Raw genomic sequence first — 26,725 nt, 5'->3', positions numbered from 1 at the left:
TTCTTAGTTAGAAAGTCGTTGATAGACAATATTGATAAGCATGGATGCCGCGTTTTGAATGCTAGTATCATCAAAATCGAAGCTAGATGTATGTAAGTTAGTCCCTTTGGTGCCAAGCATAAACCAACAAACCCCCTTCACGCCGTCGGTGACAAAGAACTGCATATCTTCACCTCCAGCAGAGGCTGGAACATCGTCAATAACATTGGTTTCGCCATAGACTTTCTTGCCACATTCGATGACGCAGTTAGTATGTTCAACCGTATTAATGGTCGCAGGGCAAAGCACTTCGAAAAGAAGATCGTAGCTTGCGTTGTATTTTTCGCAAATTAGCTCCGCTATCGCATGCATTCTTTCACGCATGTAATCAGCAATATGCGCTTCAAAGTAGCGCATAGTGCCGCCAGCCAAAGCCATTTCAGGGATGCCATTCATTGTGGTTCCAGAATTAAGCTTACAAGTTGCAATTACCGCCATGTCTTTGCTGTTTATTTCGCTAGTGATGGCTTCCCATTCAGTGATGATTTCGCTGGCGACGATGATAGGGTTGATGCACTTGTGAGGAACTGAACTATGACCACTTTTTCCCACAACCGATAGGGTATAGCACTCTCCTGCGCCTGTGGTCGCACCGCGACGAACTTGCAAAGTTTGATCCTCCAAGCGCGGCATGTTGTGAAATCCATACAATTCTGAGTACGGATGCGATTGATACAAACCATCCTTCATCATCGCTTTCGCACCTTGTCCCGTTTCTTCGTTTGGCTGGAAAAGGATTTTTACCGTGCCATTGAAGTCGTTGTATTTTGCTAAATGAGCAACCGCCGCAAGTGTGATTGCCATATGGCCATCGTGGCCGCAGGCATGGGCGATACCTTGGTGTGTTGATTGCCACACTTTACCTGAATCATCATTCATTGGCAGCGCATCCATATCGCAACGAAAAGCGATGGTTTTGCCTTGTTGCTTGCCTTTAATAGTGGCAACAATTCCTGTTGTACCAAAACTTAGGTCGTATTCTAAGTTCCAAGTTTTTAGCAAGTTGGTTATATACTGCTGGGTTTTAAATAAATCAAATTTCAGCTCAGGGATCTGATGCAGCTCTCTTCTCCACACAATCGCATGTTGAAGCAGAGTGCTATCAATCTGGGTGACAAGAGTTTTAGTAAGCATATTATTTACCCTATTTATTAAGTTTCAGATTTAACGGGTTGCTGTGATTTTTTCTTCGTAATGAAATACAACGGAGAAATCAAAGCCATAAAGGCAAGGCCGATAAGAATTCTGGAGAAATCCTGATCTAGCAGCAAAGCAAGGCAGGTGAAGACAGCCGCTACAGGCAATACAGGGCCAAAAGGCGCTCTAAATGATGATTGAGCCTCTTTGCTGTTAGCAAAACGCTTACGGAAGATCAGAACACTGATACAAGTTGGAATGTATTGAGCAAAACGAGCAACAACAGAAAGCATGGCCAGTTCTGCAAATGAACCACTTAACGCAATAGGTACAGTAACGAGACCAGAAACAATAATAGCGACAGCTGGAACACCTTTTGCTGTTTTCTTACCAAATATCGCAGGGATCATTTTGTCATCAGCTAGTGGTAGTAACGCACGTGGAATATGGAATGACGCAGCCACGTTAATGCCAGCAATTGATATGATCGAGCCTATCGTGATGAGCCAGAAACCAAATTCTCCTGACACAACTCGAGCAGCATCGGCAAGAGGGGTTCCAGAATCCGCAACAGACTCTCCAAGTACACCAACGGTTACTGCCATGACTAGCCCATAGAACATCATTACAATGCCAAGAGACAAGCAAATAGCGCGTGGCAAGTTCTTCTTCGGGTTCTCCATATCTTCTGCAGCAGTTCCGAAGGTTTCAAACCCTGTGAACGAGTAAAACGCAAGAATAAGTGCAGAGATAATGGTTTCAGTACCCAACGCATAAGTAGGTTGTGGGTTTGAATTAGGAATAATGTTTTCTGGTGTAATGTACCAAATGCCAACGACAATTAAGAACACCAACGGCAGCATTTTTGCGATGGTAGAAACATTGTTGACGGCTTTTGCTGCACTTACCCCTAGTAAATTAACACCAGTGAGCACTATGATGATACCGGCAACAATTGCATTGCACAGCATCAGATTGTCAGCAAAACCAAAGGTATTAGAAACAATGTTTTTAAACGCAACGGCCATTACTGCCCAAGCGATGCATTGCATAAACCATTTGAGAAAGCCAACTTCAAATCCGGCAAAATTACCGAATGCTTCTTTAGTGTAAACATAAGCCGAACCATTTTTACTGAAGTAACTGGCCGCTTCTGCAAAACATAAAGCGATGGTGGCAACGATAGCGCCGGTAATGAATACAATGGCGACAGACCAATCGCCAGCAAACTTATACAACGACGCAGGAAGAAGGAAAATACCCGATCCTATTATCGAGTTGAATCCTAAAAGGACGATAGACCAAAGGCCTAACTTTTGTTGATTCTTGGTCATTAAATGACTCCTGTTATGGAAGAATTTGTAGCAATGCTGTTCGAAATACAGTGTGATCCATCAGCCCTGTTAACTATCATCCATAATCTGAAAGCACTTTACTTAGGCTGCTATCCAAAGGCCATGGAAATATTGGTATTAATAATTATTTTGTGACTTGTGGTGTTTATATTAATACTGGTAATATAAATTATTGCGAGAATAATCGCATTAAACGCTAACCTTTTGATTTTGTATGGTTATTTTGATTTTCTGTGAGGGTGGGATTATAAGTGGCATTAATAATGTGGGAGGCGTTGCTATGAGTTGTGAAAAGGAAAATGCTTATGGTGAAGACGTGTTGACCAAAATTCGATCTAGTTGGTTCGTATATAAAAAGGAACACAAAGTAAACCAAGCTCAGGCTGCAGACTATTTAGGAATGAAGCAGTCAGCTTTTTCACAATACCTTTGCGGGAATATTAGCCTCAATACGGACTTTATATCTCGATTTGCACAGATGGTAGATCGGCCGCCAGCCTACTTTCATCACCGTTTAGAGCAAGGGGGGGAAGAGTGGTACAGCATGGATGGAACCATATTTACCTCTGAAATCAGTCAAACGCTTTCAGGTGAAAAGGTCAGTTCTCCATTCATTATCATGCCCCGTATGGCTGTTATTCGTGGTTATGTCTGTGTTGAAATAGATAATCATGATACGCGCTATAAAACGGGGACTGTTGTATTTTTCACACCATTAGGGAACATTAGCGAGTCTGATGAAGTTGGAGTATTTGATAGCAATAATAAGATTGTAGCGATAGGTCTGTTAGAGTACATATGTAATCGATGGAGCGTGTCCACGCTGCAAAATGGAATTCCAACTAAAATTTTTGTTAACGAGGGCTTAAAACTAATGAGGTTAGAAGGTTCAGTGCAGCACGAAAAATCTAAAAGACGAATATTTCATTCCGGAGACATTAATTTAGCCACAAAGAAAAAGTAGCTTTATTCTTTGAATGAAAATTTGTTTGCGCCTGATTGGATAGTCAAAGGGAAGTATCTTCTAGCTTGTCCGCTTCAGCAAAGCCCTTAAGAATATTGATGAGTGTAAAAACAGAAAACAACATAATAACAATGGACAGGTGCCAAGCTTGGTTAAGCCCTAATTGCACTAAAGACATGCTGACAAGAGATGAAACGATCATTTGCCCTCCGCCAGACATGGCCGCCGCCGCACCTGCTTGTTTTTTGTATGGCAACATAACCATAGATTGGGCGCAGGGAAGCGCGATGCCGTTGCCTAATATCATTAACCACTGACCAAGCATTAAATACAGCGGTTCGACAGGGCAGAAAAACAGCCAAATCGCCCCTGTAATATGCAGGGAGTGCAAAGCAGCATTTTCTTAGAGCCAATTAAAGGGCGAATACGGTTACAAATCGTGGTGCCCATTAACATGCCCACGGCAGGGATTAATGCCCACATCGCGTATTCGTCTGATGTCATGCCAATTTGGTCTTGCATGATAAATGGCATCACCGAAACGATGGTGATCATCAAACTAAAATTAAGCCAACTGATGCTCGCAAAACTCATGAAATATCTTGAAGAGAGCAGCTGCCAGTATTGATGAGCCATCTTCTTGGGCGAAGGAATAGCAGAGGTTTGTTTAATGGTTTCTTTGAATAATATCGCAATGGCGATCCAGGCAATCACGACATAGCCGAACAATGAAATAAACACCATTGACCAGCCAAAATGAAAGTTAATGAACCCACCAATGACTGGCGCCATTAACGGGGTGATGGAAGCGGCCATCGCGATGTAAGACAAAGCAATAGGTAACTGCGCACCACTAAAGTTGTCTCTCGTTGAAGCGCGCGCCAATACCGCACAACAGCCAGTTCCCAGTCCCTGTAAAAAACGGCCTAACACCATACTTTCAAAGTCGTCCTGAAATACAATGATCATCACTAAACCAGCCAGTGCAATCAATAAACCAAACAGCAGTACTTTTTTACGGCCTAGTGCATCCGAAATAGGACCGTACAAGAACTGAGATGGCCCAAACCCAAGTAAGTAAATACTCACAAGCAACTGTGTTTCGTTGAGCGAAATGCCGAAGTCTTTAGCTATCCATGGCAGAGATGGGAAGACTAACCCCATGCTTAATTGGCCAATACTAATAATAAGGCAAGCAAGAAGAATGGTTTTGATGTTTATCTTAGTTGGCATGTTTACCTGAGTTGACATAGCGATGTGGCTTTGCTCGATGATAAGCAAGGTTGATGAACTACATTAGCAGTTATATTGAATGGGTTATATATATGAACAAAAAAAGGCACCTCACATTGGAGGTGCCGAGCAGCCTAAACTTCTAAAAACGAAGTGGGGGTAGGAGTTAACTTATTTGTTTAAGCTTGAGCGGTTTTTTCAGCTTTTGCGTCGCCCATTTTCTTAAGTGCAGCGTAACCAAAGCCTGTCACAGCTGTACCTGCGGCAATCGCGACTAAGTACATAAGCACGGGCGTGATTGCGCCTGGAATAAGCAGAACAAACAAACCGCCGTGCGGAGCCATCAGTTGTGCGCCAAACAGCATAGAAAGCGCGCCCGTTAATGCGCCACCGGCCATACAAGCAGGAATAACACGCATTGGATCTTTGGCTGCAAATGGAATTGCACCTTCAGAAATAAAGCAAAGACCCAGTACGAAAGAGGCTTTACCTGCTTCACGCTCGCCCGCTTCAAACTTGTCTTTTACAAGGAAAGTCGCAAGACCCATACCAAGAGCAGGAACCATGCCCGCCGCCATAATTGCCGCCATCGGTGCGTAAGTTTGAGAAGCCAATAGACCAACACCAAATGTGTACGCTGCTTTGTTTACGGGGCCACCCAAATCGAAACACATCATAGCGCCAAGGATAACACCCAGTAGAATTGCGTTAGACGTGCCCATGTTGTTCAGGAAGTCCGTCATCGCCGACATAACACTCGCAACAGGGCCACCGACCACGTAAATCATGACTAAGCCAGTAAACAAGCTCGCGATAAATGGAATGATAAGAATGGGTTTTAAGGCTTCCATCGACTGAGGAAGTTGTACTTTGTCTGCAATTAACTTAGCGGAGTAACCGGCAATGAAACCTGCGGCAATGCCCCCTAGGAAACCTGCGCCTGTAGAGCTTGCTAACATGCCACCAATCAGGCCCGGCGCCAAACCTGGACGGTCAGCAATTGAAAAGGCAATGAAACCAGCGAGCACGGGGATCATCAAAGCAAATGCTGAACCGCCACCTATGGTCATCAAGGCGGCTGCCAGTGTGCCTTCTTCTTTAAACGCTTCGATGCCGAATACAAACGAGAGGGCAATGATCAAACCGCCAGCCACAACAACAGGCAGCATGTGAGATACGCCTGTCATTAAGTGTTTGTAGATGCCTTTGTTTTCCTCAGATGAAGAGTCAGAAGCCTTGCCTGTGTGCTGGTACACACTTGCCTGAGCAAAGGCCTTTTCCATTTCCTGTTCCGTTTTCTTCAACGCAGGGCTGGTGGTTGTTTTGTACAGCTTCTTACCATTGAAGCGATCCAGCGGCACTTCGATGTCGGCTGCAATGATCACAAGATCGGCATCGGCAATTTCTTGGTCGGTCAGTTGGTTTTTCGCACCAACAGATCCGCGAGTTTCAACTTTGATTTGATGGCCTAGGCGTTTACCTTCATTTTCTAGCGCTTCAGCGGCCATGAAAGTATGCGCAACACCAGTAGGGCAAGCGGTAATGGCAACAATTTTCTTCGTTACCGTGGCGGCTTCAGCACTCGACGCTTGCGAGTTAGCCCCCAATGTTACGGCTTTATCAGAACTTAGCAGCTCAGCGTTATCGGCAGCGAGTTGCAAAAATGCTTTTGCGTCTTCAGTACAAGCGGATATATCAGCTTGGTAGACGTTCTTTCCCACAAAGCGGTGTGTATCAATTGGCGTATTTGCCGCGATAACGATCAGCTCTGCATCAGCGATGGTATTGGCAGAAAGTGGGGCAGTTGGCATCACACTAGACTGGCATTCAATCGATGCGGTCCAGTTCAATGCTTTAGCGGCTTGTTCCAGCAACCCTGCTGCGATAATGCTGTTTGCGACGCCACTTGGGCACGCGGTAATAATGGCAATATTCATAATGTTAACCCTTAGTCCTTACTGCTAGCCGCTTGGCTTAGCGTGTGTATTTGGATTTGCTTTTTCACGTCGTCTAGCTCTTGTTGGCTAGTTAGTCCCACGCCTACTTGAGAAACAGCAAGCGCAGATAATGCGGTAGAAAATGTGAGTAATTCTGTTTTTTCCATTTGTTGCATGTGGCCCCAGCACAGCCCAGCGACTAACGTATCGCCAGCGCCAACGGTACTCACTACGTTCATTTTTGGTGGTGCGCAGCGCAGCCATTCATTATTGTTGAGCCACATCACGCCGTCTGCACCCATCGATACCACGATGTTATCTATACCTTTACTTGCAAGGTTTTGAGCGGCCTGTTGGCATTGCTCAGGCGTTTTTAAGTGGCTGCCAACGAATTGAGAAAGCTCTTCATCGTTAGGTTTAATGAGCCATGGGTGGGCATCTAACCCTGCAGCTAGCGCGTCACGGCTGCTATCAAATAGCACTTTCTTACCTAACTGGTGCAGCTTTTCGATCCAGCTTGCACATAATTCAGGTGAGATCCCATTAGGCAAGCTGCCAGCAATAACGAAATACTCGTGGTCATCTGCTAGCTCAAATAACGTGTGTTCAAACTGCGTTATGGCTTCAGAATCTACGTGGACACCAGGGAAGTTGATGTCGCTAACACGGCCATTTTCTTCAACCAGTTTCACGTTAATTCGTGTGGCTCCTGCAACGCGAATAAAGCGGTCTGTTGCGCCCAACGTGTCAAACAGTTGAACAAATTTCTCTTGGTTGTCTTGGCCCAAAAATCCTGTCACGGTAACGTCTGCACCGAGCTCAGACAGAACTTTTGCAACGTTAACGCCTTTACCCGCCGCATGAAGTGAGCCTTTGTTCACTAGGCTTACTGAACCTGCATTAAGCGCATCAATACTGCCCGTTAAGTCCAACGCTGGGTTTAACGTAATAGTGACGACTTTAGCTTGCGCTTTGTTGTTCATCGCTTTCATTTCTAGCGTCCTTCACCTAGGCCAGATGCAATGGCGTTGCCAATGGCTTCAATCGCTTGCGCGGCATCGGCACCCTCTGCGGTAAATTGCAACTGATGGCCATGTTTCACGCCAAGCGCGATCACTTTCATCAGGCTTTTTGCGTTAACGGCTTTGTTCTCGCCATCGATGTTGGCCACTTGAATGGTGGACTCAAACTTCTTCGCTTCAGCGACAAGCATCGCACCAGGGCGAGCATGCAGGCCGTGTGCATTTTTAATCTTAAACGTGGCTGTGTTGCCAGCGCTTGAAACTGGAGCCGCTTCATTTTTAAGTAATGCAATCAGCGCATCGGTTTTCGCCGTAATAATCGCTTCTTGTTTGCCTTCAAAAACCAATTGGCTCAGGGTACTTAATATGGATTGGTGAGCGGTATTACACGCGGCGAATGCCACTAAGGCTTTCACTTGAACCCCTTCGAACTCGCAATCGTTAGCGGTAGAAACAAAAGAAACACCAGTACGAGTAACGCCTTTATTGCTACCAATTAACCAAAGCCCTTTGCCTAGGTGGGTAGGGGATTTAGTCACTAAATCTGCAACAAAATCGTTGCTCGCACAGCCTGTGTTTTTCAATAAACCGCCGGCTACAGCGGCCATTTGAACCATGTCGCTTGCAGGGAATAAATGCTGCACGAGTGAGGCATCAAAATCGGCTTCAAGTTGAAGTTCGCCATTTAATAGTGCAATGACATCAGCAGCAGAAGCGGCCGTTTTTAGTTGGGCTTCTACGCCGTCAGCAGACAACACTTTGGTGAGATGCTTTAGAATGCCAAGGTGTTCATCAGATTTAGCGGCAATACCAATCGCAATGTAAACTAGGTTGCCATCACCCCAATCAATGCCTTGTGGGAAGTGGTGAACCGTCACGCCCGTTTGTTTTACTAAACCACGTGTGTCTGTTGTACCGTGTGGAATGGCAATGCCATTACCAAGAAAAGTCGAGTTTTGATTCTCTCGGTTTAACATGCCTTCAACGTAACCGGCTTGTACCAAATTCTTCTCGGCTAAGTCTTTGGCGATGTGTTTGATCGCCTCGAATTTGTCGGATGCTGATTGGCGCATCGTGATGTCGTTTTGAGTTAATGTCAGCATGTGGCCTCTTTGCGTATTCGCTTGCGTAATGGGGTAAATCTCGATTCAGCTAGCTCGGCTATTAAGTTGCTAAACGCTGCTTTAAGTACTAACTGAATCGATTCAGCATTTGGTTTAAAAAAATTCAGCAAACCGTTTTCTCATCTAAATTAGAGTGAGATGTACCATTTACCTTGGTTGGTTATGTGACTAGTCACACCTTTTAATGTTTTGCTGAATCCTTTCAGCTTTTATACTGAATCGATTCAGCGTATAATTCAACTTATCAAAGGATCAAATCTATCGTTCTATGATCCGCCGCACAAAATTAAACCCAATAAAGGCAGTACATATGACATTGGATGAAGTAGCAAAACTGGCCGGAGTCTCTAAAACCACAGCCAGCTATGTCATTAACGGTAAGGCTAAAAAGTACCGAATCAGTGAAAAAACGCAGCAAAAAGTCATGGCCGTGGTGGAGCAACATAACTACCGTCCTGATCATGCGGCTTCGTCACTTCGTGCTGGCAATAGCCGTTCATTTGGTTTGATTATTCCCGATCTGGAAAACACCAGTTACGCTCGTTTAGCAAAATTGCTCGAACAAAACTCTCGTAAAGCTGGGTATCAAATCTTGATAGGGTGCTCAGATGACGAGCCAGAAACCGAAATCAAAGTGGCAGAGGCACTAGTAAGTAGGCGCATTGATGCGCTGTTTGTTGCCAGTGCCATACCCAACGCCAGCGAGTACTACTTAAAGTTGCAAAACTCTGGCACTCCGGTGATTGCCATTGACCGTCCGTTAGACGACGAGCACTTTTCTTGTGTACTCAGCGAAGATTTCAGCGCTGCGTTTGAACTCACCCAATCTTTGATGAGTGACAGCGTAAAAACCATAGGGCTGATAGGCGCATTGCCTGAACTGAACATTTCACGTGAACGTCAGCAAGGGTTTGAATCCGCGATTAAAGCGCAAAACAAACAAGCTCAAATTGGTTATGGCGAACACTTTAATGCGGAAGAGGGCAAAGCAGTTTTACAACAATGGCTGGCGAACAATACCGTGCCAGATGCCATTGTTACTACTTCATATACTCTGCTAGAAGGGGTATTAGATGTCTTGGTAGAAAAGCCTGAATTAATGCAAACCGTTAAATTGGCAACGTTTGGTGATAACCGCTTATTGGACTTTCTGCCAACCAAAGTGAACTCTTTGCCTCAGCAGTTTGAAGTGATTGCAGACAGCGCCTTAGCTTTGGCATTGAACGCTTCTGCAAAGCGCTATCAAGCGGGTATTGAGTTAGTGCCAAGGAAGATTCGGGTTCGGGCGTAGAGCTCTGGCTCACATGATAATCAGAACAAACGGCAATACACTGCTGAGCGCGATGAGTCGGTTTCAAATCAATATGCTAGACGGCTTTTCCAATGATGAACATGTTGGATAAATGCGTCGACTCTTGCAGGTCGTTTATCTCGATGTCGTAAAAAAGGCCGCCACCGACTTCTCGAAAAATCTAAAGTAGATTGCTATGATGAATTAACATGGATGTGGATTTCAACCAATGGCGACCCCAATAAAATGACGGAATATTCAGACAACTTCGCTCAGCCTGCTGAGCTAGATTTAACGCCAGCCAAAAAGTTATGGCAGAACCCATTAGTTTATCTGCTCGCCTTTTCCAGTGGCTTTTCAATCATGGGAATTGAATTGTTGGGCGGAAGGATCTTAGCACCTTACTTTGGTTCTAGTGTTCATATCTGGGGTAGTATCATTACCGTCTTTATGCTGAGTCTCTCCTTCGGCTATTTGCTTGGAGGGAGGCTTTCTACTCGTAACCCTAGCTTGAGAACATACGGATTGATATTCGTTATTGCGGGTATCACTGTTACCCCAATTTGGCTGCTTGCAGAGCCGATTATGGAAGTGATATTTCTCTCAGTGGAGGATAGCCGCTATGGTTCACTGCTTGCCTCCGTTGCTCTCTTTTTTATTCCTACCATTATCTTAGGCATGATATCTCCTTACTCTGTTCGGCTTTTGGTGGAAAACCAGCACAAAAGTGGTCAAGTCGCAGGTACGCTCTACTTTGTATCTACCCTTGGCAGTGCGCTTGGTACGATTATGACGTCGTTTTACTTCATCCTATGGTTTGAGGTAAATACGATCATTATTGCGTTCAGTAGTTTGCTTTTCTTACTCGGGGTAGGCGCTATTGGGCTACATACTTTCAAACTAACAACCATGGACTCAGAAGGTGATGCGAGGCGACAGGATGTTTAAACGAAACAAAGTTCTCACAGCAGCCGCTTGTTTAGTTGTAGGTTTTACGTCACCCGTAACCGCGGAAGTGATTCATCAAGAACGCTCGCTCTATCGTGATATCGTTGTTGAAGATATCGACGACGTGCGCTGTCTAAAGTTCAACAACAAGAGCAAAGCGCTTACTCAGAGCTGTATGTATAAGAGTGATCCACAACGGCTCTATTTTGTGTATACCAAATTATTGTTCTCAGCGTTACTCACCATCGACGACCCACAAAATGTACTTGTTATAGGCTTGGGTGGTGGAAGTATGTCGAATGCACTGCATAAGATTTATCCGAGCATACAAATCGATAATGTTGAGATTGACCCGTCGGTAGTCAAGGTTGCAAGAGACTACTTTGATTTCTACGAAAGCGATGACATAAAGTCATACACTCAAGATGGGCGCATTTTCATTAAGCGGGCTTTGTTGAAAAAACAGCAATATGATTGGGTGATCCTCGACGCTTATAATGGAGACTACATTCCTGACCACCTTCTCACTGAGGAGTTTTTGCAGGAAGCAAAATCTCTCCTATCGCCAAATGGTGTCCTTACCGCAAACACCTTTGTCAGTAGTCAACTGTACGGGCATGAATCCGCGACTTATCAATCCGTATTCGGGCATTTTTACAATGTACGCTTTGACGATAACCAAAACCGAGTCATCTTGGTTAAGAACTGGGAAACCGCTCAAGAGTTAGAATTTTCATCCCCAGCGACAACTAAGAAATTGCAACAACGTATAGCGGTCTTGAAAGATAAAGTTGCACCGATGGATGTTGATCTACAAAAGCTAAGTCAACTGTTTTCATCGACTAAAGATGCACAAGATTGGGACAGCAATACCAGAGTATTAACCGATCAATATTCGCCAGCCAATTTATTGAATGCCAGTAATTAAGCGCACAGATCTTGGTTAATCCCGTCTTCATTTGCAAACAAAAGGCGAAGGGAAATTTGAATCCTCTTCGCCTATTTTCGCTCAATAGGTTATGGCAGTTGCTAAGGCATTTTCATCCAGTAATGCTTGGCTTTTAAAGCGACCTTCCCAAAAGTACCCAGTAGGCAATTTGATATACATACTATTATCTATTGATTCGCATTAAGAAAATATTCGAATACGGTGGCCGTCAGGATCGATGGCTACAAAGTTAATGCCATATACAGATTCTTCACGTTCTTGAGCAAACTCAACCCCTTGCTGGCTCCATTTATCAAATAGAGAGTCAAGCATCTCTTTGTCTGTGACGGGGATAGAAAGCTCAGTTCCCCCGCCTTTAACTGTACTGGCCGGAGTCAGTGCATCAGTTTGCTTGAGTGTGATTTTAACGTTGCTGGCAAAGTCCAGCGCGGCAAACGTCGGAGATAGAAGCTTAGGTTCACAGTTGAAAGCTTTAGCGTAGAACGCCATGCTACGTTGGACATCTTCAACATAAAGGACGATTGAATCGAGAGAAAACATAGGTACTTCTTAACGTGAGTGGAATTGAAGTGTGAGTATAGCTGGCACGGCTGACAGTTTTTGTCAGGAGTGATAGTGTTGATTATGGATTTTACTAGTAAAACAACACGTTGGAGTTACAAACGGATTCGATGGTCATCTGAGTCATCATTGCGTATCTAAATTCGAATTAAGATTACAATTTGTTAACAACTCGCTTGCTTAATTTTATTGCCACTGCCAATCTAGCTCTGCATTTTAAAAGGAGAAGATCATGCAGTGGAAAACAAAACTAACAACCCTCGCCACTTCTACCCTAATTTTTGCCTCTCACGTCAGTTGGGCAAATCAAGTAGCGGATTCCGTCGCCCCCGAACAAAGTAGTGGGTTAGAAACCAAGCAACTCGTTAAAGCTAACGACTGGATGGTCACGGCAGCCAACCCGCTGGCCACACAAGCGGGTGCGGATGTCCTCGCTCGTGGTGGTAACGCCATTGATGCGATGGTTGCCGTACAACTTATGCTTGGTTTGGTAGAGCCTCAGTCATCAGGTATCGGCGGTGGGGCATTCCTTGTTTATTTTGATGGTAAAGGCAAGCAGCTCGAAACTTACGATGGCCGCGAAACCGCACCACTTGATGCAACTCCTCGTTTATTCCAAGACGAAAATGGACAACCGCTGAAGTTCTATGATGCCGTTGTTGGCGGTCGTTCCGTTGGCACGCCGGGCACGGTGCAGTTGCTGTGGGATACTCACCAGAAATACGGCAAGCTAGAGTGGGCATCACTGATTAAGCCCATCGCTCAACTGGCTGAAAACGGTTTTACCATCAGCCCGCGTTTAGCAACCCTGATTGATAATGACCAAAAGCGCCTAAGCCGCTTTGCGACGACCAAAGCCTACTTCTTTAATGCCGATGGCAGCCCGAAAACAGCAGGGACGCTGCTTAAGAATCCAGAATACGCAGCGACATTAGAGGCTATCTCGAAGAACGGGGCTAAAGCCTTCTATCAAGGCGAGATCGCGGCCGACATCATCAATACGGTACAAACTGCAAAAGGGAACCCGGGCGTATTGGCACAAAAAGACTTAGATGCGTATTCAATTAAACAGCGAGAGCCTGTTTGTTCCGCGTATGAGAGTTACCAAGTTTGTGGCATGGGGCCACCAAGTTCAGGTGCATTAACGGTTGGGCAAATTTTAGCGATGACCGAGAAATTTGACCTAAAAGGGTGGGGACCAAACGACGCAAAATCTTGGCAGGTATTAGCCGACGCGTCTCGTCTAGCCTTTGCAGACCGAGGCATGTACATGGCAGACCAAGACTACGTGCCAATGCCGACAAAAGGGTTAGTCAATACGGACTACTTGCAAGAACGTGCCCAGTTAATTACCGCAGGTAAAGCATTAGACAGCGCACCTTCTGGCACGCCTCCGTGGGATCATGCAATGCAGAGAAGCCAAGATGTTTCTATTGAGCTGCCTTCCACCAGTCACTTCAATATTGTTGATAGCGATGGCAATGTCGTCTCAATGACCACCACCATTGAGAACGCATTTGGCTCACGCCTTATGGTGAGAGGTTTTCTACTCAACAACGAACTGACGGATTTCTCATTTAAAACGCACAACGATGGCAAGCCTATTGCTAACCGTCTTGAGCCGGGTAAGCGTCCACGTTCTTCGATGGCACCTACTATCATCATGCAAGACGACAAACCTTACATGGCGATTGGTTCTCCGGGCGGTAGCCGTATCATAGGCTATGTGGCACAAGCCATTATTGCTCATACTCAATGGGACATGGATATTCAGCAGGCCATCAATCAGCCGCACTTCCTAAATCGCTTTGGGACGTTAGATCTGGAAAAGGGCACATCGGCGGAAAGCTTCAAACCCGAACTAGAAAAGATGGGGTTTAAGGTCAACATTCGCGATCTTAACTCAGGTTTACACGCGATTCGTCTAACAAAAGACGGCCTAGAAGGCGCTGCCGATCCTCGTCGTGAGGGGGCGGCTATTGGGCAATAGGGGATAATTCTCTTTTTTACTCACTACCTTGTGCGAGTACTCTAACAAGGTAGTGAGTCAATAGGGTGATGACTTCAATATGTTGATTTCCGTACTCTATACGAACCTAAACCAAATAAAGAAAGCACCATTAGTCCGCTATGGCACTCTTTTTCCTGAAAGGCCGAATGAGGTGTAAGTACACGCCAACCGCATAGAAAAATAGCGCGCCTGATTTTGCCCAAGCAATGACTAAGTCTTGCTTGGCTCCCAACGCTTTATACTCGGCGTTAGAAAGATACGGGTCATCGAACGGCACGATGCCCATAGACCAAATTATTACGCCTGCAGATAGCACTGAAACTAAAATAACATGCAGTGTTAGTTTCGCTATCGCTTCCAGTATTTTGATTTTATTCAATATATTAACTCAGAAATAATCGTCTTCACTCTCAATGAGCATCAGCTTTTGGTGATCGTATTACTGTTTTTAATGACACTTTGTGCCGAGACTACAACAATCCTTGACGCTGTAACAACATGAACATACATCAAATAGTACTTAAGGTAACAGTATGGACAGATACCAAATTGTACTTAGGGGATCTGTTCCGTCAATTCCACTTCAATACCAGATTTAGACTGGTCTCATTTTGCATAGTGCATAAGTAGCATCATGAGTTTTCTAGCTCGTTTCTGGACATTTTTGAGTTACGGCCCGACCTACTTAGCTCAAGCTCGTATAAGCTGAGATACCGCTAATTCGCCTCGTGTTTTGAGGAATATCAATATATGATTACATCTTTTTTGACCTAATGTGCCAGCAAAGATAAAACTTAGGATATCATACGGTATTACTCTAAGTTATTGTTCGATATATTTATCTATCGTTACATGGAGCATTTACCAGTTCCCCCACGTTTGGTAAGCTCATTACCTAAACAAACATAACTTACTGAATATATGCACATTGATATACTTGATGCGGGGCATGGGGATTGTCTTTTAATCACTTGTGGTGAAACGCTGATTTTGGTTGATTCAGGTCCTAACTCCTTCAAAGTACGCAAAGAGCTAATCAAACGGCTAACGGCACTTCTTGCTGGCAGAGATATTGATGTCGCGATTGTTACTCATAACGATGATGACCACATCGGAGGGTACAAATATCTGCTTGAAAGTGGATTTATTATTAAAAAATTCGTTTTCAATAGCTTAGATCTCATAGCAAAGATCGTTAAAAACAACTCTCGGCAGAAGAAAATATCTTTTAGGCAGGACATTGATCTTCAGAACGTCTTAAATGCCAAAGGTATTGGCGTTCAAAGCTTTCAAAACGAAGACTCACCTCTGAGGTTTAATGGTATTACGTTAACGGCTTTAACCCCTAACCAAGTCATACTAGAACGACTGAATAACAGAGCGGTGGTGGTTAGAGCACAGAAGAAGATTTCTGGTTCAAATCGTAAAGAAACTCCCATAGCTGAGTGTCTTTTAGAAATACAAAACGATAGAGTTCAGTTCGTTGAAGATAACTCACTTACTAACAAGTCAAGCATATCTTTAATACTTGAATATGAAGAGGTACGAGTACTATTCCTTGGTGACTGCCATCCGAGCGATGTGATCGACGCATTAAAATCTACAGAGAAAAACGGAAGTCAGTTCCATGCTGTAAAGTTATCGCACCATGGTAGCGAAAAGAACACAAGCGCCATGGTGCTAAAAACTTTAGGCGAAACTGATTACATCATATGTGCCGATAAGTCTCATCACGGGCACCCAAACAATAAAACGATTAGTCGAATCATCCACTTTAACAAGCATGCAAACATTCATTTGAGTGGTGATAACCAAAAGCTTAACAAGATGTTCGAAGCTTGTATCGAGCAAGGGTATCCAATTAATGTCAGCTACCCTGAAAATGGTGTAAACAGGATTGTTTATGAGTAGAAAAACCTCGGTAAAAATAGTTACGACAATCGCTGAGTCAAGTGGTTATCACTTTAAGTCAAGCGCTGATGATAGTTCGTATGTCATCGCATCAAAACATGGACTGTGCCATAAATCTGATGATTGTGCGCCTTATAACAATAGGGTTACAGATTGTTGCAAATCATGCTCTGTGACGCTTGATTTTACCGACGTAGAATTGCGCAAAAAAGATGGTCTAGAGCTTACAGCCCAGAAAATATTTGGTTTCCCAAATAACGATATCTCAATTATTAAGGTCACGGAAAAAAGCCAAACACCTTTAAAACTCGGAAAAGTATCAGAAAACACTGGCAGTTATGTAGCGTATGGCTATAAATCAGAAAAAACTGAACCTGCTAGGCTTCTTTTAAGTGCCCCTGAAATCAACGATGATGAATGCTATTTCAACATTGATAGCTTTTCTACTCCTGAGTTGGTTGAAAAAAGCGAAGATTACTATGGTGTTTCGGGTTCACTTGTTATTGATAGAACCACTTCTGATATTCCTGTAGCTTATTCGGTTATCACAACGAACGAAGAAAGTAATGATCTATCTGGTGACCTTCTATTCGATATTAACTTCAACGAGCTACATGATTTTTTTGGATCAAAAATCTTCTCCAAGCAACGTTGTAAGGTTTATGTCGACACAAGTTTCAAAGAACATTTTAAGGAAATTGACGTTATCCAAGTCAACATAAACCTTTGTGTGTCCGTGCTTATCCCTACCCAAAAAGGCTTTCCTCACTTCAACTTGAACCCAATAGCTGAATCATTAACAAATGAGTTCGACCTAATACTGGGTAGTAACCCAAAGAATAAAGCTATGAACACCGTATCGGCACTAAGAGTGCTAGAGGAGAAAAAAGAGCTACTTCCAGTATATAAGCTGCTATCAAGTCGTATTGTAGAGTCAATGATGAATGCACCCCATATATACTCTACTTATATTGATGACTCAAATTACCATCATATGCACCTTTTAAACGACACAGAAAATGGGATGAGTTTCGTCATTTCAAGTTTCGGTGGTGAAGGTGACTTAACTGAAAAGTTCAACATTGCCTTAAATCAAATGGTTTACAACATAAACCATTACTCGTTAAGCACAAAACTGATTTCAGAACGAGCGTTTCTTGATATGAAATATAGTCACGAGGAATGTGAACTATTGTATGAAGTATTGTTTGGTGATCACAGTGAAGTTATCGATAACTTGTCTATAATACACTGTATAGATTTACAGTCATCCTTGGCTTCTAATGATGTTCCAGTAGAAGAGCAAATAAAAGAACAGGTTAAAAAAGCTATATCAAACATCGACAAGATGACACTCAATATGATCAGTCAAGGACTGAATGTAAGCCTATATGTGATACCTACAAATAGGAGCAATGAGTTAACCGAGATTATGGAGGTATTACTCAAATGAGTGTTAATGCCGTAGATTATATCTGTGAACGAATAGCAAATAGTGATGAGTTTGAACTGAGCTATAAAAAGTTATTTTTGACAACATCTAAGAACAGATTTAACAGCAACTCTTCTAACCCAATAACCAATCAAGAATATCATAAGTTACTAAAGTATTCGGATTTTTTATCGAATTCAGACGATAGCTACTATAGAAGCCTTTCGTTAAAAATCGTTTCATCATTATATGAACTGTATAACTACGAGTCTAACTGTCAACTAGTTGTAAAATCGGTACTAAACAAGTTCGGCTTGTTCTCTGCGGAGACTAAGTTCGTAGACGATAGCCTACATCTCCCAATAAGTGTGGAACTTTCGAGCAACTATAGAAAACAAAGTCAGCGTATTGGAAGCACTGACGATATATTTACTAATGCACAGTTTAAAATTTACCAGTCGATTATGAGTAATCTACACTTTAGTTTTTCTGGTCCAACGTCGTTAGGTAAGTCATTTCTACTAAAAAACACAGCTATTGATTTAATTGAATCAGTACAGAACATAGTTTTCATTCTGCCGACAAAAGCACTCTTAGAAGAGTATTTGATAGATTTTAGACTGCTATTATCTGAAAGAAAGATAGATAATGTAAATGTAACTAAAGCTGTTTCAGGGTTCAAAAAGGATAGTAAAAACATATTAATTTTCACACAAGAAAGGTACAACAGCTTTCTGTTTGAACATTCTTACTCAAATGTTGATGTTGATGTTGATGTGTTATTCATCGACGAAGCTCATAAGTTGGCTGATAAAAGAAGTAAACGCGCGATCACTCTATTTAAAGTGATAAGACGTACACTTGATTTTTATCCCAATGTCAAACTGGTTTTTTCTAGTCCTGTAATTTCTAACCCTGAGATGTTTTTTAATACCTTTGATTTAAAAGAAAATTCAAAGAGCTTAGTTGTTAGAGAAAGCCCTGTAACTCAAAACCTATACTTTTCAAACTTGATTGATGGAGAGTTTAGGTATTTTGATAATGTTAAGAAAGATGTATATAAGTTCATACCTGAGCGTAATTATGAGAATGGATTCGATTTAATTAGCTCTTTAGGAGAGTCGTCTCACTCAAATTTAGTTTTTATATCAAGTAAAATAGAATGTGTAAAAAAGTGTGGCGAATTTATCCAATATATGATTGGAAACGGTCTATTATCTGAAACAAATGATGAAGAGCTAATAAACGAATCTGAGTTCATTTCCGACTTTGTTCACAAAGACTTCATACTAGCTAAATATTTGCGCTATGGTATTGCTTTGCACAATGGATCTTTGCCTACGTTTATTCGTAAACGAATAGAAGATTTATACGCACGTAAGAAAATCAAGTTCATCTTTTGTACTTCAACTCTGCTAGAAGGCGTTAATTTACCAACACAGAATGTTTTTATCTATCCGTTTGCAAAAAGAACGCTGAACGATGCGGAAAAATGCAATCTGGATTTTTGGAACCTAGCAGGACGTGCTGGAAGGTATAGAAATGAATTATCAGGAAATATAATTTGTATCGGAGAGTCTGGAAATAACTGGGATATCGTTGAAAAACGGGCAAGAGAAAGTAAAACTATCGAAATAGATGATGGTATTGTTTCATTGTTATCTAAGCATAGAAAAATCCTTAATTATATTGAAGGAAAGACAAAGTCACCTGATAAACACATTAAAGAGTTAAGTGCGCTTATATTATCTGAAGTGCTAAGTTTTTCAAAGTGTGGGGAACTAGGTAGTATTCTTCTTGGCTTCGACAAGAAAATTAGAGATAAAATAATTACTTCTTCGATTGAACATTTAGATAGAAAATCGATATCTGATATTGACCCAGTTGCCTTTTCTAGCAATCACAATTTTGATAGTGATCTACAATCTAAAGCAAACCAATTTGCCAGAGATCGTAAGAACATATTAAAGTCTTACTCAAGAGAAGATGTCTCTAGCTATATTCGTACAATTAATGAGATTTATAGCATTAGAACAAAAGAATCTTCGTTAAAACAACTGATAAATGTTGTGTATTCTTGGTTGATGGGTTCACCACTATCGGTAATAATTTCGAATGGAATTAAGTATGGCACGACTGTTAGAGATCCAGAAACGTATCGATGGGTAGACTTTAATGCAAGTGATTCATCTCATTTGAATCAAAAGATAATCGAGACAATCACATGTATTGAAAGCGAAGTGACTTTTCTTCTTGAAAGCTGTTGTTCTCATTTCTATCAACTTACAAAGTCTATACATGGCGAGTCATTTTCAGGTTGTAACCTTGCGCCGTTACTTGAATATGGAACCATGGATCCAAAAGAGACTGAGCTGCAAGATTATGGATTTTCAAGATTAGCAGCTAGTGAGTTAGTCAAAAAACATAAGGATTGTATAACTTTCTCTAATGGAGAATCTAAACTAAAAGTAGATATACGTAAGCTTAAGTCCCAAACTAGTGAACATAGTCTTATTAGAAAAGAGTTAAATTGGATAGCAAAATAAAAAGCAAACGAAGATTATTTGCTTTTTTACTTATTCATTCTAACCCAAGAAACTTGAGTTAGAATGCAGTAGCATGGTTAATATGGCCTCCTGATAAGAGGTGTTATTATGTATCACGTACATATCAGGTGGCACTATGACAAGACGGGCCAGAAGAACCTTTAGCGCAGAATTTAAGCGTAAAGCAACTAAACTTGTCGTTAACCAAGGTAATTCCATATTCAGCTCTATTGGTCATCACCAGTGCTCAAGCTTTCAGCATTAGCCACATTTGGTCAAACTAACAGCCATGAGACTGTGAAGGATAATCTAGCTAGCACGGTTTGGGCCAAAAATGAGTTATAAATTACTTCAAATCAGTGAATGTACCCACTTCGTATTACTTCACTTGCGTATTTCGGCGATTCCGATCGGGCGTTTCGGTTTAATCCGATCACCTGACCCTGCCGTTTTTCTCTACCTCTAGTTTTACTCTAACTGATCGGATTGCGCCAGTTTTCTCATTGATTCCCCTCCTAGTTCTAATCGGTGGCTGTTATGGATTAATCGGTCTAAAACAGCATCAGCAACCGTGGCGTTACCTATCATGTTGTACCATTCTTTTACAGGAAGTTGGCTTATCATCATCGTGCTGCTGACCTGATATCTGTCTTCAAGTAACTCCAGTAAATGACCTGCATGATCCTGAGTGAGCTTTTCCATTCCCCAGTCATCTAGGACGAGTAAGCCTTTTTTCGATAGTGCCAGTAGCTGTTTTTGATATGTGCCGTCAAGACGGCCTGAACTTAGATCATCCAGTAAGCGACTCAGACGGTAATATCGAACGCTATGTTGCTGCTCGCAAGCCTGAGCCGATAAAGCGCAAGCGATATAGGTTTTTCCTGCTCCTGTAGGGCCAGTGATCAAGATATTTTGATGTTTGTGCAGATAGATTCCTGTCAGAAGTTCACTCATCTGACTCCGCATTAGACCTCGCCCTTCTTTGTAAATAATTTGGCTTGCCTGCGCATCTACTCTGAGCTTGGCTTGTCGCTTGAGCCTTTGGATCTTAGTTTGGTTTCGGTTAAGCAACTCACTCTCTAGAAGTAAGCTTAACCTTTCTTCGAACGCTAGCTCTGCGTAAGTGGATAGCTGCTCACGTTGCTGCTCTAAAGCTTGTGCTGCATGACCAAGGCGAAGTGCTTTTAGTTGTTCATTTATCTGGTTCATTACGTACTCCTAGTGGTAAAAGTCAGGGCCACGAACATTGCTGTGCTCTATGTTGGGTGTGGTTTGAGTTTCTGATGAGAGTTGGCCTTCCCGATGGTTTACTAACAAGTTTTTGACGAACTTAAGATAGGGTTTATTGATTAGAAGCGCATCCTTACAGGCTTGCTCTAGACGAACATCACCGTATTTTTTACTCAGGTTCAATAAGCCAAGACAGCTACGATAAGCTTGTTCAGGGTGTGCCTTTTTCATCAATTGAACATTCACCATTTCACGAGTTGCAGCGCCAATATGTTCTCCCCAGCGCAATAATCGTTCAGGAGACCATTTCTGATACCGATGGTTGCTGGGCATGTGTTCGGGGTAAGTGCTTATCCCTCGTTCTTTTGGGCTACATGGATGTTGTGAGACTAGGGTTTCCTTGATAATAAATGCGTATCAAGCGGGAAGTGGCTTCAAGTTCAACATGTTGTCCCACTAACAGGTGAGGCACAGAGTAGTAATGTTTTCTGTACTCTATGTGGTAGTCAGGCCCAACTTTCGCCCGCTTAGTTTCGGTATAGATGTAGCGTTGGATTGGAAGTGGTCTCAATGCTGGTTTATCTAACTGCTCGAACAGTGCCTGACGGCTGGCTCCTAGCTGTTTCATTTCCCTTTGGTTCAAATCATTCATTAGCTCACGGATGGCTAGGTTTAACTCTTTGAACGTGTGGAAGGTATTGTGTCGTAGTCGCATCATTATCCAACGCTCAACAATGAGCACTGCATTTTCAGCTTTTGCTTTGTCTTTAGGTTTGTATGGTCGAGCAGGCATGACAGCCGTCTGGTAATGGTTAGATAGTTTCTGGTAACTATCGTTGAGCTGAGGTTCATAGCGGTCATGTTTAGTGACAGCCGAACGCAGGTTATCAGGGACTAACAACCTTGGAACCCCGCCGAAGTGTTCGAAGGCATTGGCATGGGCTTCCAGCCAGTGTTCTAGTTTTTGACTCTCACTTGCTTCCACGTAGGTATAATTGGATGCACCAAGAGTGGCAACAAAAACCTGGGCATGACGGATCTCTCCCGTGTCAGGGTTAACGACTGGGATCGTTGGGCCACAGTAATCAATGAACAGCTTGTCACCTGCGATGTGGGTCTGTCGCATGCTACGCTTCTGCTTCTTTAACCAACGCATGTAATGTTCACAGAACTGAGTATAAGCGTAGGCTCGCTCCTGATATTGCTCGTAATATTCTTCCCACAACAGCAGTTTCGTCATGCCTTTTCTTTTTAGTTCCGTACAACAGTTAGCGAAGTTTGGCATCGCTTTGGCTTTATTCGCTCCTTTTGGGTGATAAAGCGCATTGGTTAACTCTGTATCTGAACAACTATCAGGGAGCGGCCAACCTATTTGGCTTTGATTAAAACGACTGATGATTTCAGATACGGTCGCACAACCAATTTTCAGACAGGAAGCGATATTTCTGTGTGACAATCCGCACTCGAATTTAAGGCGTAAAACCTCTTTGATTTTTGTCATTGGTGTTCTCTTTTTTGGCATCATCACTTCCTAGTTGTATACGACTACTAACAAGGATAGCGACTGGTTGATTTAAAAGAGAAAAAGGGAGGGTTTCGGAGTATCCGATCAGTGATTTCGCTATTCCGATCGCCCATTTCGGAGTTTGGGCTAAAGTGATCGGATTATTGCGGAATGAGCGATCGGTTTAAACCGAAACAGGTGATCGGATAATGCCGAAATAGGTGATCGCAATGCTCCGAAATACGCATTCACTAGCTCATGATCACAAGGAACCCCCTAATTTCTCTTAGCTACCACTTAGGAAAGCCATCAACTGAAATTGACTGCAATGGTTTCGAACAGCTGTTGAAATTGCGCTGAATTACAATGCAACAAACAGTGGAGGAGGGGGAGATTTAAAAGCGAATGAACCTTACGCATTTTATAGCGCCAGATCTCCATACTATTTGGTGTGTGTCTGTTTAAAGCTAAAAGAAAAGTCTTGTAAGTAAGTTCGCGGTTCTGATGAACATTTAATCTCAATTATTTTAAGAACCCTAAATCTTGAACCGAGAAATTAGCTAAGTTTGGAAAGATATAATTCATTGCACTTCCACTCTTTACTCCCATCCATTTTGCGACTGTCGCACCTATTTGCTCTACGGAAGTCGTCGGAATCATTCGCCCTTTATTAAAATCATTGTCGCCATCAAGGATTAACGATGGCCACTGTCCGTATAACTGGCCACTACTAGGTGATTACTTGCCCAGCCATGATCAGTTCCGGTGCCATTGCTCGCTAAGCGTCTACCAAAGTCAGACATGGTCATGGTGGTCACTTTATCACCCAGGCCTGATGCTTCCATTGACTGATTGAACGCTGCAAGCGACTGACTCAACGCGCTCATTAATTCCGCATGCTTATCCAATTGATTGGCGTGTGTATCAAAACCGCCTAAGCCGACAAAATAAACTTGCCTTTGGTGGCCTAGCTGATCGCTCGACTTAATCAATCGCGCGACGGTATGTAGCTGATGACTTAAAGATATATCAGGGAAATGACCTTCTTCCGGGATAGAATCAATTGCCGTTGCAAGTGTATCTCGTATGGAAATTGAATCACTCTTTACACGATCGAACTCTCGCCCAAACGCGGCCAAAGGGGATAAGTTCATCACCTGATCAAAGCTCTTTCGGCGCTGAGTGTTGTTGATGGCATTCATTTTAGGGAGTGATGATGCATTAATAAGATTGGCAGTATGGTCGCTCCCATTTAGTAACTGAGCATATCCATTGAGGCTAAACGTCGGGCTAATGGCGTTAGTATCGCTACTCAGTACATCCATTAATCGCCCGGCCCAGCCTAGCGTTGTGCTACTGCCAGACCAACCGCGCTGCCATTCTGTTTGTTGTGAATTGTGAGAGAACAAGAATGGTGGCATCGCGTGCGTTCCATCCCGCAAACCCGCCTTCGTTGAAGGTTCAATTAATACACCGCTGTTTGCAATAGCGACCATTTTTCCGCTATTAAAAAGGCTTTGAGCTTCTACCATTGATGGGTGTAAACCCAATGTCAGATCTGCCCCCGAATTCAACGACAAAGGCAGTAATGACGCTTGGGGGATAGCGATGTCTGGACGCGCCGTAGCGTATTCATCATAGCGTGCATTATTGTTGGGTATCAACATGTTAAAGCCATCATTCCCGCCAAATAAAAACACACAAACCAGCGCTTTATAATCATTATTTGGCAGGGCATGTGCAGAGCCGGTGCCCATCACTGATACCACCGGTGTTGAGGCCATAGCCGCTAATAGTTGACGACGTGAAATCATTGGGTTAATTCCTCAATATGAAATTCTTGGCTTGTTACGACAATATAAATGGCATTGCGGACCTTTAAACTTTGCTGAGTATCTCGATGACTTTCTAATGACTCCAATACGATAGCTCTCAGAGGATTACTCATCCTTTGAGAAAGCAAGCGTCTCTCAATTTCAATGATCAATGCCTCGTGATCATTGGCTATCGCTTCTAAAGGCGCTGTATTGATGACAATGCGATTTGGGTTATCTTCTCCCTCGTAATTCGTTCTACCCGTTGCAGCCCAAAGCTGATTGTTGGTGAGAATGAAATTATTCCAGCTCAGTATCTCAAACTCGGGCGCAACATCATTTACGGCAGCGATCTCTCCATTTGGGGCGTAATCTGGAGAGAAGAAATTGAACACACTTGGCGAACCAAGTGGAGATTGCCCATAGGATCGAAACGTGTCGATGGAGTTATGAAAGCGGCCCGAAGGATCGGCTGATTTAGCCTCAAATGCGCGGAAAAAATTGGTCATCGCTATTAAAGGTTCTTTCATCTTAACAGGCGAACGATCACCGCCACTAAGTGCCTCGCTGTCTGTTAGAATTCCGCGGATTACTGCTTTAAGATCCCCTCTTACTCCTTCACCATTATCGGCGAATAGTGCACTAGTTCGAGCAACATAAGCTGGAGAAGGGTTCGACGTCACCAATCTTTGTATCAGGTGTTTACTGATCAGCGGAGCGGTATTCGGGTGATTAAGCAACATATCCATTGCCTGGGCCATATCTTGCTCGGCAGTTTGCCCTTGTGCAAATACTTTTCCCATCACCACCTTTTCTTTATCATCATGACGCTCAGGGTAAGCGACCATTGGCAAGAACCAATTCCCATCTTTAGAACCCCACGATGGTTTAGTTTTCTCAGCGATATGCCAACCGGTAAAGACACGAGCAAGGTTTTCTATGTCATCTTGCGAGTAAGTTGGGATCCGTTGATTTTGAGCATCGAGTTTCGCCGTACCATCGGAGTTTAATTCATAAAGCCCGATGCTAAAAAGCTGCATGACTTCACGTGCATAGTTTTCATCAGGGTAGCGATTATTCTTTGGGTCAGCCTTTTGATTGGCCATCATTGACAAGTAATCACCCATCGCGGCATGAAGCGTCACTGATTCAATTAGATCACGATAATTGCCAAAAGCATGGGTGATGAGCATGTCGTAGTAGTCGGTCATCTCTAGTGGGCGTCCTCCCAAGCTCGCGCCATACCGTGAAATCACGAAAATTTCACTCAATGCAAACGCGACACGCTGTCGTAATTGATCCGGCGCATTTAGGCTGATATCCCACCAAACGGCCACGCGATCCGCTTGGTTGTAGCTGTCTCTGCCTTCTGCCAATGGGTACGTTTTCAGGCGTGTCGAGTGCAAACTTGGTGCGATAGAAAACTGTTTATCTAGCCAAGTGACGTAGCCTAAGCGTGCCAATTCTTGATAAGAGTCCGGCTTCGGACCAAATGTTGACCGATAGAGAAGGTCATAACGCTGAGCTTGTGTCAGGGAAACGGGCTCAGGAATATCACCCTGGCCTGAACCACTATTATCTCCTCCGCCACATGCCATGAGCAGTGAGAGGCTAGCGAAGCAGATACTCAATTTGTAGCCATAACGCTTTAATATAGAAAACAATTCAGCAACCCTATACGGCAGGTGATTTTTCCGCACACTAACGAATATCATCA

18 protein-coding genes and 3 pseudogenes are annotated in these 26,725 nt (G+C 43.1%); 8 read left to right on the top strand and 13 right to left on the bottom strand.

Annotated features, from left to right (window positions below; all coding sequences use genetic code 11):
- Positions 1–3: 3 nt before the first annotated feature.
- Together VTAP4600_RS08780 and VTAP4600_RS08775 are read right to left on the bottom strand one after the other, a co-directional pair.
- On the bottom strand, positions 4–1,173 hold the full coding sequence (locus VTAP4600_RS08780) for a M20 metallopeptidase family protein (RefSeq protein ID WP_102522454.1): 1,170 nt from the start codon (positions 1,171–1,173) through the stop codon (positions 4–6).
- Between the two features lie 17 nt (positions 1,174–1,190).
- Entirely contained in the window at positions 1,191–2,510 is a 1,320-nt protein-coding gene (locus VTAP4600_RS08775) for an APC family permease (RefSeq protein ID WP_102522453.1), read from the bottom strand.
- 235 nt (positions 2,511–2,745) lie between these two features.
- On the opposite strand from VTAP4600_RS08775, the gene VTAP4600_RS08770 reads away from it, so the two are divergent.
- Entirely contained in the window at positions 2,746–3,495 is a 750-nt protein-coding gene (locus tag VTAP4600_RS08770) for a helix-turn-helix domain-containing protein (protein WP_102522452.1), read from the top strand.
- Between the two features lie 43 nt (positions 3,496–3,538).
- Here the strand turns inward: VTAP4600_RS08770 and VTAP4600_RS08765 are convergent.
- The 4 genes and pseudogenes from VTAP4600_RS08765 to fruB form a co-directional block, all read right to left on the bottom strand.
- A pseudogene (locus VTAP4600_RS08765) lies at positions 3,539–4,728 on the bottom strand (multidrug effflux MFS transporter).
- Positions 4,729–4,907: 179 nt separating this feature from the next.
- Positions 4,908–6,665, bottom strand: coding sequence for a PTS fructose transporter subunit IIBC (gene fruA / locus VTAP4600_RS08760; RefSeq protein ID WP_102522451.1), 1,758 nt, complete (start codon positions 6,663–6,665; stop codon positions 4,908–4,910).
- Positions 6,666–6,676: 11 nt separating this feature from the next.
- Entirely contained in the window at positions 6,677–7,648 is a 972-nt protein-coding gene (gene pfkB / locus VTAP4600_RS08755; protein ID WP_102523943.1) for a 1-phosphofructokinase, read from the bottom strand.
- Between the two features lie 11 nt (positions 7,649–7,659).
- Complete coding sequence (gene fruB, locus VTAP4600_RS08750; RefSeq protein ID WP_102522450.1) at positions 7,660–8,790, bottom strand: fused PTS fructose transporter subunit IIA/HPr protein; 1,131 nt, start codon at positions 8,788–8,790, stop codon at positions 7,660–7,662.
- A 331-nt stretch (positions 8,791–9,121) separates the two neighbouring features.
- Between fruB and cra the strand changes: the two genes are divergently transcribed.
- From cra to VTAP4600_RS08735, 3 genes are all read left to right on the top strand, one after another.
- The gene (cra, locus tag VTAP4600_RS08745) at positions 9,122–10,102 is read left to right on the top strand and encodes a catabolite repressor/activator (RefSeq protein ID WP_102522449.1); all 981 of its coding nucleotides are present in this window, start codon (positions 9,122–9,124) and stop codon (positions 10,100–10,102) included.
- A 213-nt stretch (positions 10,103–10,315) separates the two neighbouring features.
- Complete coding sequence (locus tag VTAP4600_RS08740) at positions 10,316–11,050, top strand: fused MFS/spermidine synthase (protein ID WP_231897773.1); 735 nt, start codon at positions 10,316–10,318, stop codon at positions 11,048–11,050.
- Positions 11,043–11,978 (top strand): spermidine synthase, encoded by a 936-nt coding sequence (locus tag VTAP4600_RS08735; protein WP_102522448.1) that lies wholly within the window; start codon positions 11,043–11,045, stop codon positions 11,976–11,978. The genes VTAP4600_RS08740 and VTAP4600_RS08735 overlap by 8 nt, the downstream gene beginning before the upstream one ends.
- Positions 11,979–12,062: 84 nt before the next feature.
- On the opposite strand, the pseudogene VTAP4600_RS26675 reads toward VTAP4600_RS08735, so the two are convergent.
- Together VTAP4600_RS26675 and VTAP4600_RS08725 are read right to left on the bottom strand one after the other, a co-directional pair.
- Positions 12,063–12,140: pseudogene (locus tag VTAP4600_RS26675) on the bottom strand (Mobile element protein); the annotation flags it as partial.
- Between the two features lie 39 nt (positions 12,141–12,179).
- On the bottom strand, positions 12,180–12,539 hold the full coding sequence (locus VTAP4600_RS08725; protein ID WP_102522447.1) for a VOC family protein: 360 nt from the start codon (positions 12,537–12,539) through the stop codon (positions 12,180–12,182).
- A 253-nt stretch (positions 12,540–12,792) separates the two neighbouring features.
- Between VTAP4600_RS08725 and ggt the strand changes: the two genes are divergently transcribed.
- Positions 12,793–14,550, top strand: a complete 1,758-nt coding sequence (gene ggt, locus VTAP4600_RS08720; protein ID WP_102522446.1) for a gamma-glutamyltransferase — start codon at positions 12,793–12,795, stop codon at positions 14,548–14,550.
- 130 nt (positions 14,551–14,680) lie between these two features.
- On the opposite strand, the gene VTAP4600_RS08715 is transcribed toward ggt, so the two are convergent.
- Positions 14,681–14,950, bottom strand: a complete 270-nt coding sequence (locus VTAP4600_RS08715) for a hypothetical protein (RefSeq protein ID WP_102522445.1) — start codon at positions 14,948–14,950, stop codon at positions 14,681–14,683.
- A 542-nt stretch (positions 14,951–15,492) separates the two neighbouring features.
- On the opposite strand from VTAP4600_RS08715, the gene VTAP4600_RS08710 reads away from it, so the two are divergent.
- From VTAP4600_RS08710 to VTAP4600_RS08700, 3 genes are read left to right on the top strand one after another with little or no spacing between them, the layout of a single operon-like run.
- Complete coding sequence (locus tag VTAP4600_RS08710; protein WP_102522444.1) at positions 15,493–16,482, top strand: ComEC/Rec2 family competence protein; 990 nt, start codon at positions 15,493–15,495, stop codon at positions 16,480–16,482.
- Positions 16,475–17,935 carry a hypothetical protein gene (locus VTAP4600_RS08705; RefSeq protein ID WP_102522443.1) on the top strand — a complete coding sequence of 487 codons (1,461 nt, stop codon included), beginning with the start codon at positions 16,475–16,477 and terminating at the stop codon, positions 17,933–17,935. The genes VTAP4600_RS08710 and VTAP4600_RS08705 overlap by 8 nt, the downstream gene beginning before the upstream one ends.
- Complete coding sequence (locus VTAP4600_RS08700; RefSeq protein ID WP_102522442.1) at positions 17,932–20,460, top strand: DEAD/DEAH box helicase; 2,529 nt, start codon at positions 17,932–17,934, stop codon at positions 20,458–20,460. The genes VTAP4600_RS08705 and VTAP4600_RS08700 overlap by 4 nt, the downstream gene beginning before the upstream one ends.
- 468 nt (positions 20,461–20,928) lie before the next feature.
- Here VTAP4600_RS08700 and istB read toward each other — a convergent pair whose 3' ends face one another.
- From istB to VTAP4600_RS08675, 4 genes and pseudogenes are all read right to left on the bottom strand, one after another.
- A complete protein-coding gene (gene istB / locus VTAP4600_RS08690) occupies positions 20,929–21,669 on the bottom strand; it encodes an IS21-like element helper ATPase IstB (protein WP_012397030.1) in 741 nt (246 codons plus the stop codon).
- 9 nt (positions 21,670–21,678) lie between these two features.
- Positions 21,679–23,212: pseudogene (gene istA, locus VTAP4600_RS08685) on the bottom strand (IS21 family transposase).
- A gap of 677 nt (positions 23,213–23,889) precedes the next feature.
- Positions 23,890–25,008 (bottom strand): DUF1501 domain-containing protein, encoded by a 1,119-nt coding sequence (locus tag VTAP4600_RS08680; protein ID WP_231897772.1) that lies wholly within the window; start codon positions 25,006–25,008, stop codon positions 23,890–23,892.
- Positions 25,005–26,672: a DUF1800 domain-containing protein gene (locus VTAP4600_RS08675; protein WP_231897771.1), complete on the bottom strand. Its 1,668-nt coding sequence runs from the start codon at positions 26,670–26,672 to the stop codon at positions 25,005–25,007. The genes VTAP4600_RS08680 and VTAP4600_RS08675 overlap by 4 nt, the downstream gene beginning before the upstream one ends.
- Positions 26,673–26,725: the final 53 nt, after the last annotated feature.

Origin of the sequence: Vibrio tapetis subsp. tapetis (assembly GCF_900233005.1) — a bacterium.
GTDB classification, from domain to species: domain Bacteria; phylum Pseudomonadota; class Gammaproteobacteria; order Enterobacterales; family Vibrionaceae; genus Vibrio; species Vibrio tapetis.
Note: the sequence above shows the minus strand (reverse complement) of the source record. Positions and strands in the feature narration are given on the sequence as shown.

Excerpts from the sequence above, each read along its gene's own strand:
- VTAP4600_RS08780 (WP_102522454.1), bottom strand. The coding sequence starts at position 1,173 with ATGCTTACTAAAACTCTTGTCACCCAGATTGATAGCACTCTGCTTCAA.
- VTAP4600_RS08775 (WP_102522453.1), bottom strand. The coding sequence starts at position 2,510 with ATGACCAAGAATCAACAAAAGTTAGGCCTTTGGTCTATCGTCCTTTTA.
- VTAP4600_RS08770 (WP_102522452.1), top strand. The coding sequence starts at position 2,746 with ATGGTTATTTTGATTTTCTGTGAGGGTGGGATTATAAGTGGCATTAAT.
- fruA (WP_102522451.1), bottom strand. The coding sequence starts at position 6,665 with ATGAATATTGCCATTATTACCGCGTGCCCAAGTGGCGTCGCAAACAGC.
- pfkB (WP_102523943.1), bottom strand. The coding sequence starts at position 7,648 with ATGAACAACAAAGCGCAAGCTAAAGTCGTCACTATTACGTTAAACCCA.
- fruB (WP_102522450.1), bottom strand. The coding sequence starts at position 8,790 with ATGCTGACATTAACTCAAAACGACATCACGATGCGCCAATCAGCATCC.
- cra (WP_102522449.1), top strand. The coding sequence starts at position 9,122 with ATGACATTGGATGAAGTAGCAAAACTGGCCGGAGTCTCTAAAACCACA.
- VTAP4600_RS08740 (WP_231897773.1), top strand. The coding sequence starts at position 10,316 with ATGTGGATTTCAACCAATGGCGACCCCAATAAAATGACGGAATATTCA.
- VTAP4600_RS08735 (WP_102522448.1), top strand. The coding sequence starts at position 11,043 with ATGTTTAAACGAAACAAAGTTCTCACAGCAGCCGCTTGTTTAGTTGTA.
- VTAP4600_RS08725 (WP_102522447.1), bottom strand. The coding sequence starts at position 12,539 with ATGTTTTCTCTCGATTCAATCGTCCTTTATGTTGAAGATGTCCAACGT.
- ggt (WP_102522446.1), top strand. The coding sequence starts at position 12,793 with ATGCAGTGGAAAACAAAACTAACAACCCTCGCCACTTCTACCCTAATT.
- VTAP4600_RS08710 (WP_102522444.1), top strand. The coding sequence starts at position 15,493 with ATGCACATTGATATACTTGATGCGGGGCATGGGGATTGTCTTTTAATC.
- VTAP4600_RS08705 (WP_102522443.1), top strand. The coding sequence starts at position 16,475 with ATGAGTAGAAAAACCTCGGTAAAAATAGTTACGACAATCGCTGAGTCA.
- VTAP4600_RS08700 (WP_102522442.1), top strand. The coding sequence starts at position 17,932 with ATGAGTGTTAATGCCGTAGATTATATCTGTGAACGAATAGCAAATAGT.
- istB (WP_012397030.1), bottom strand. The coding sequence starts at position 21,669 with ATGAACCAGATAAATGAACAACTAAAAGCACTTCGCCTTGGTCATGCA.
- VTAP4600_RS08680 (WP_231897772.1), bottom strand. The coding sequence starts at position 25,008 with ATGATTTCACGTCGTCAACTATTAGCGGCTATGGCCTCAACACCGGTG.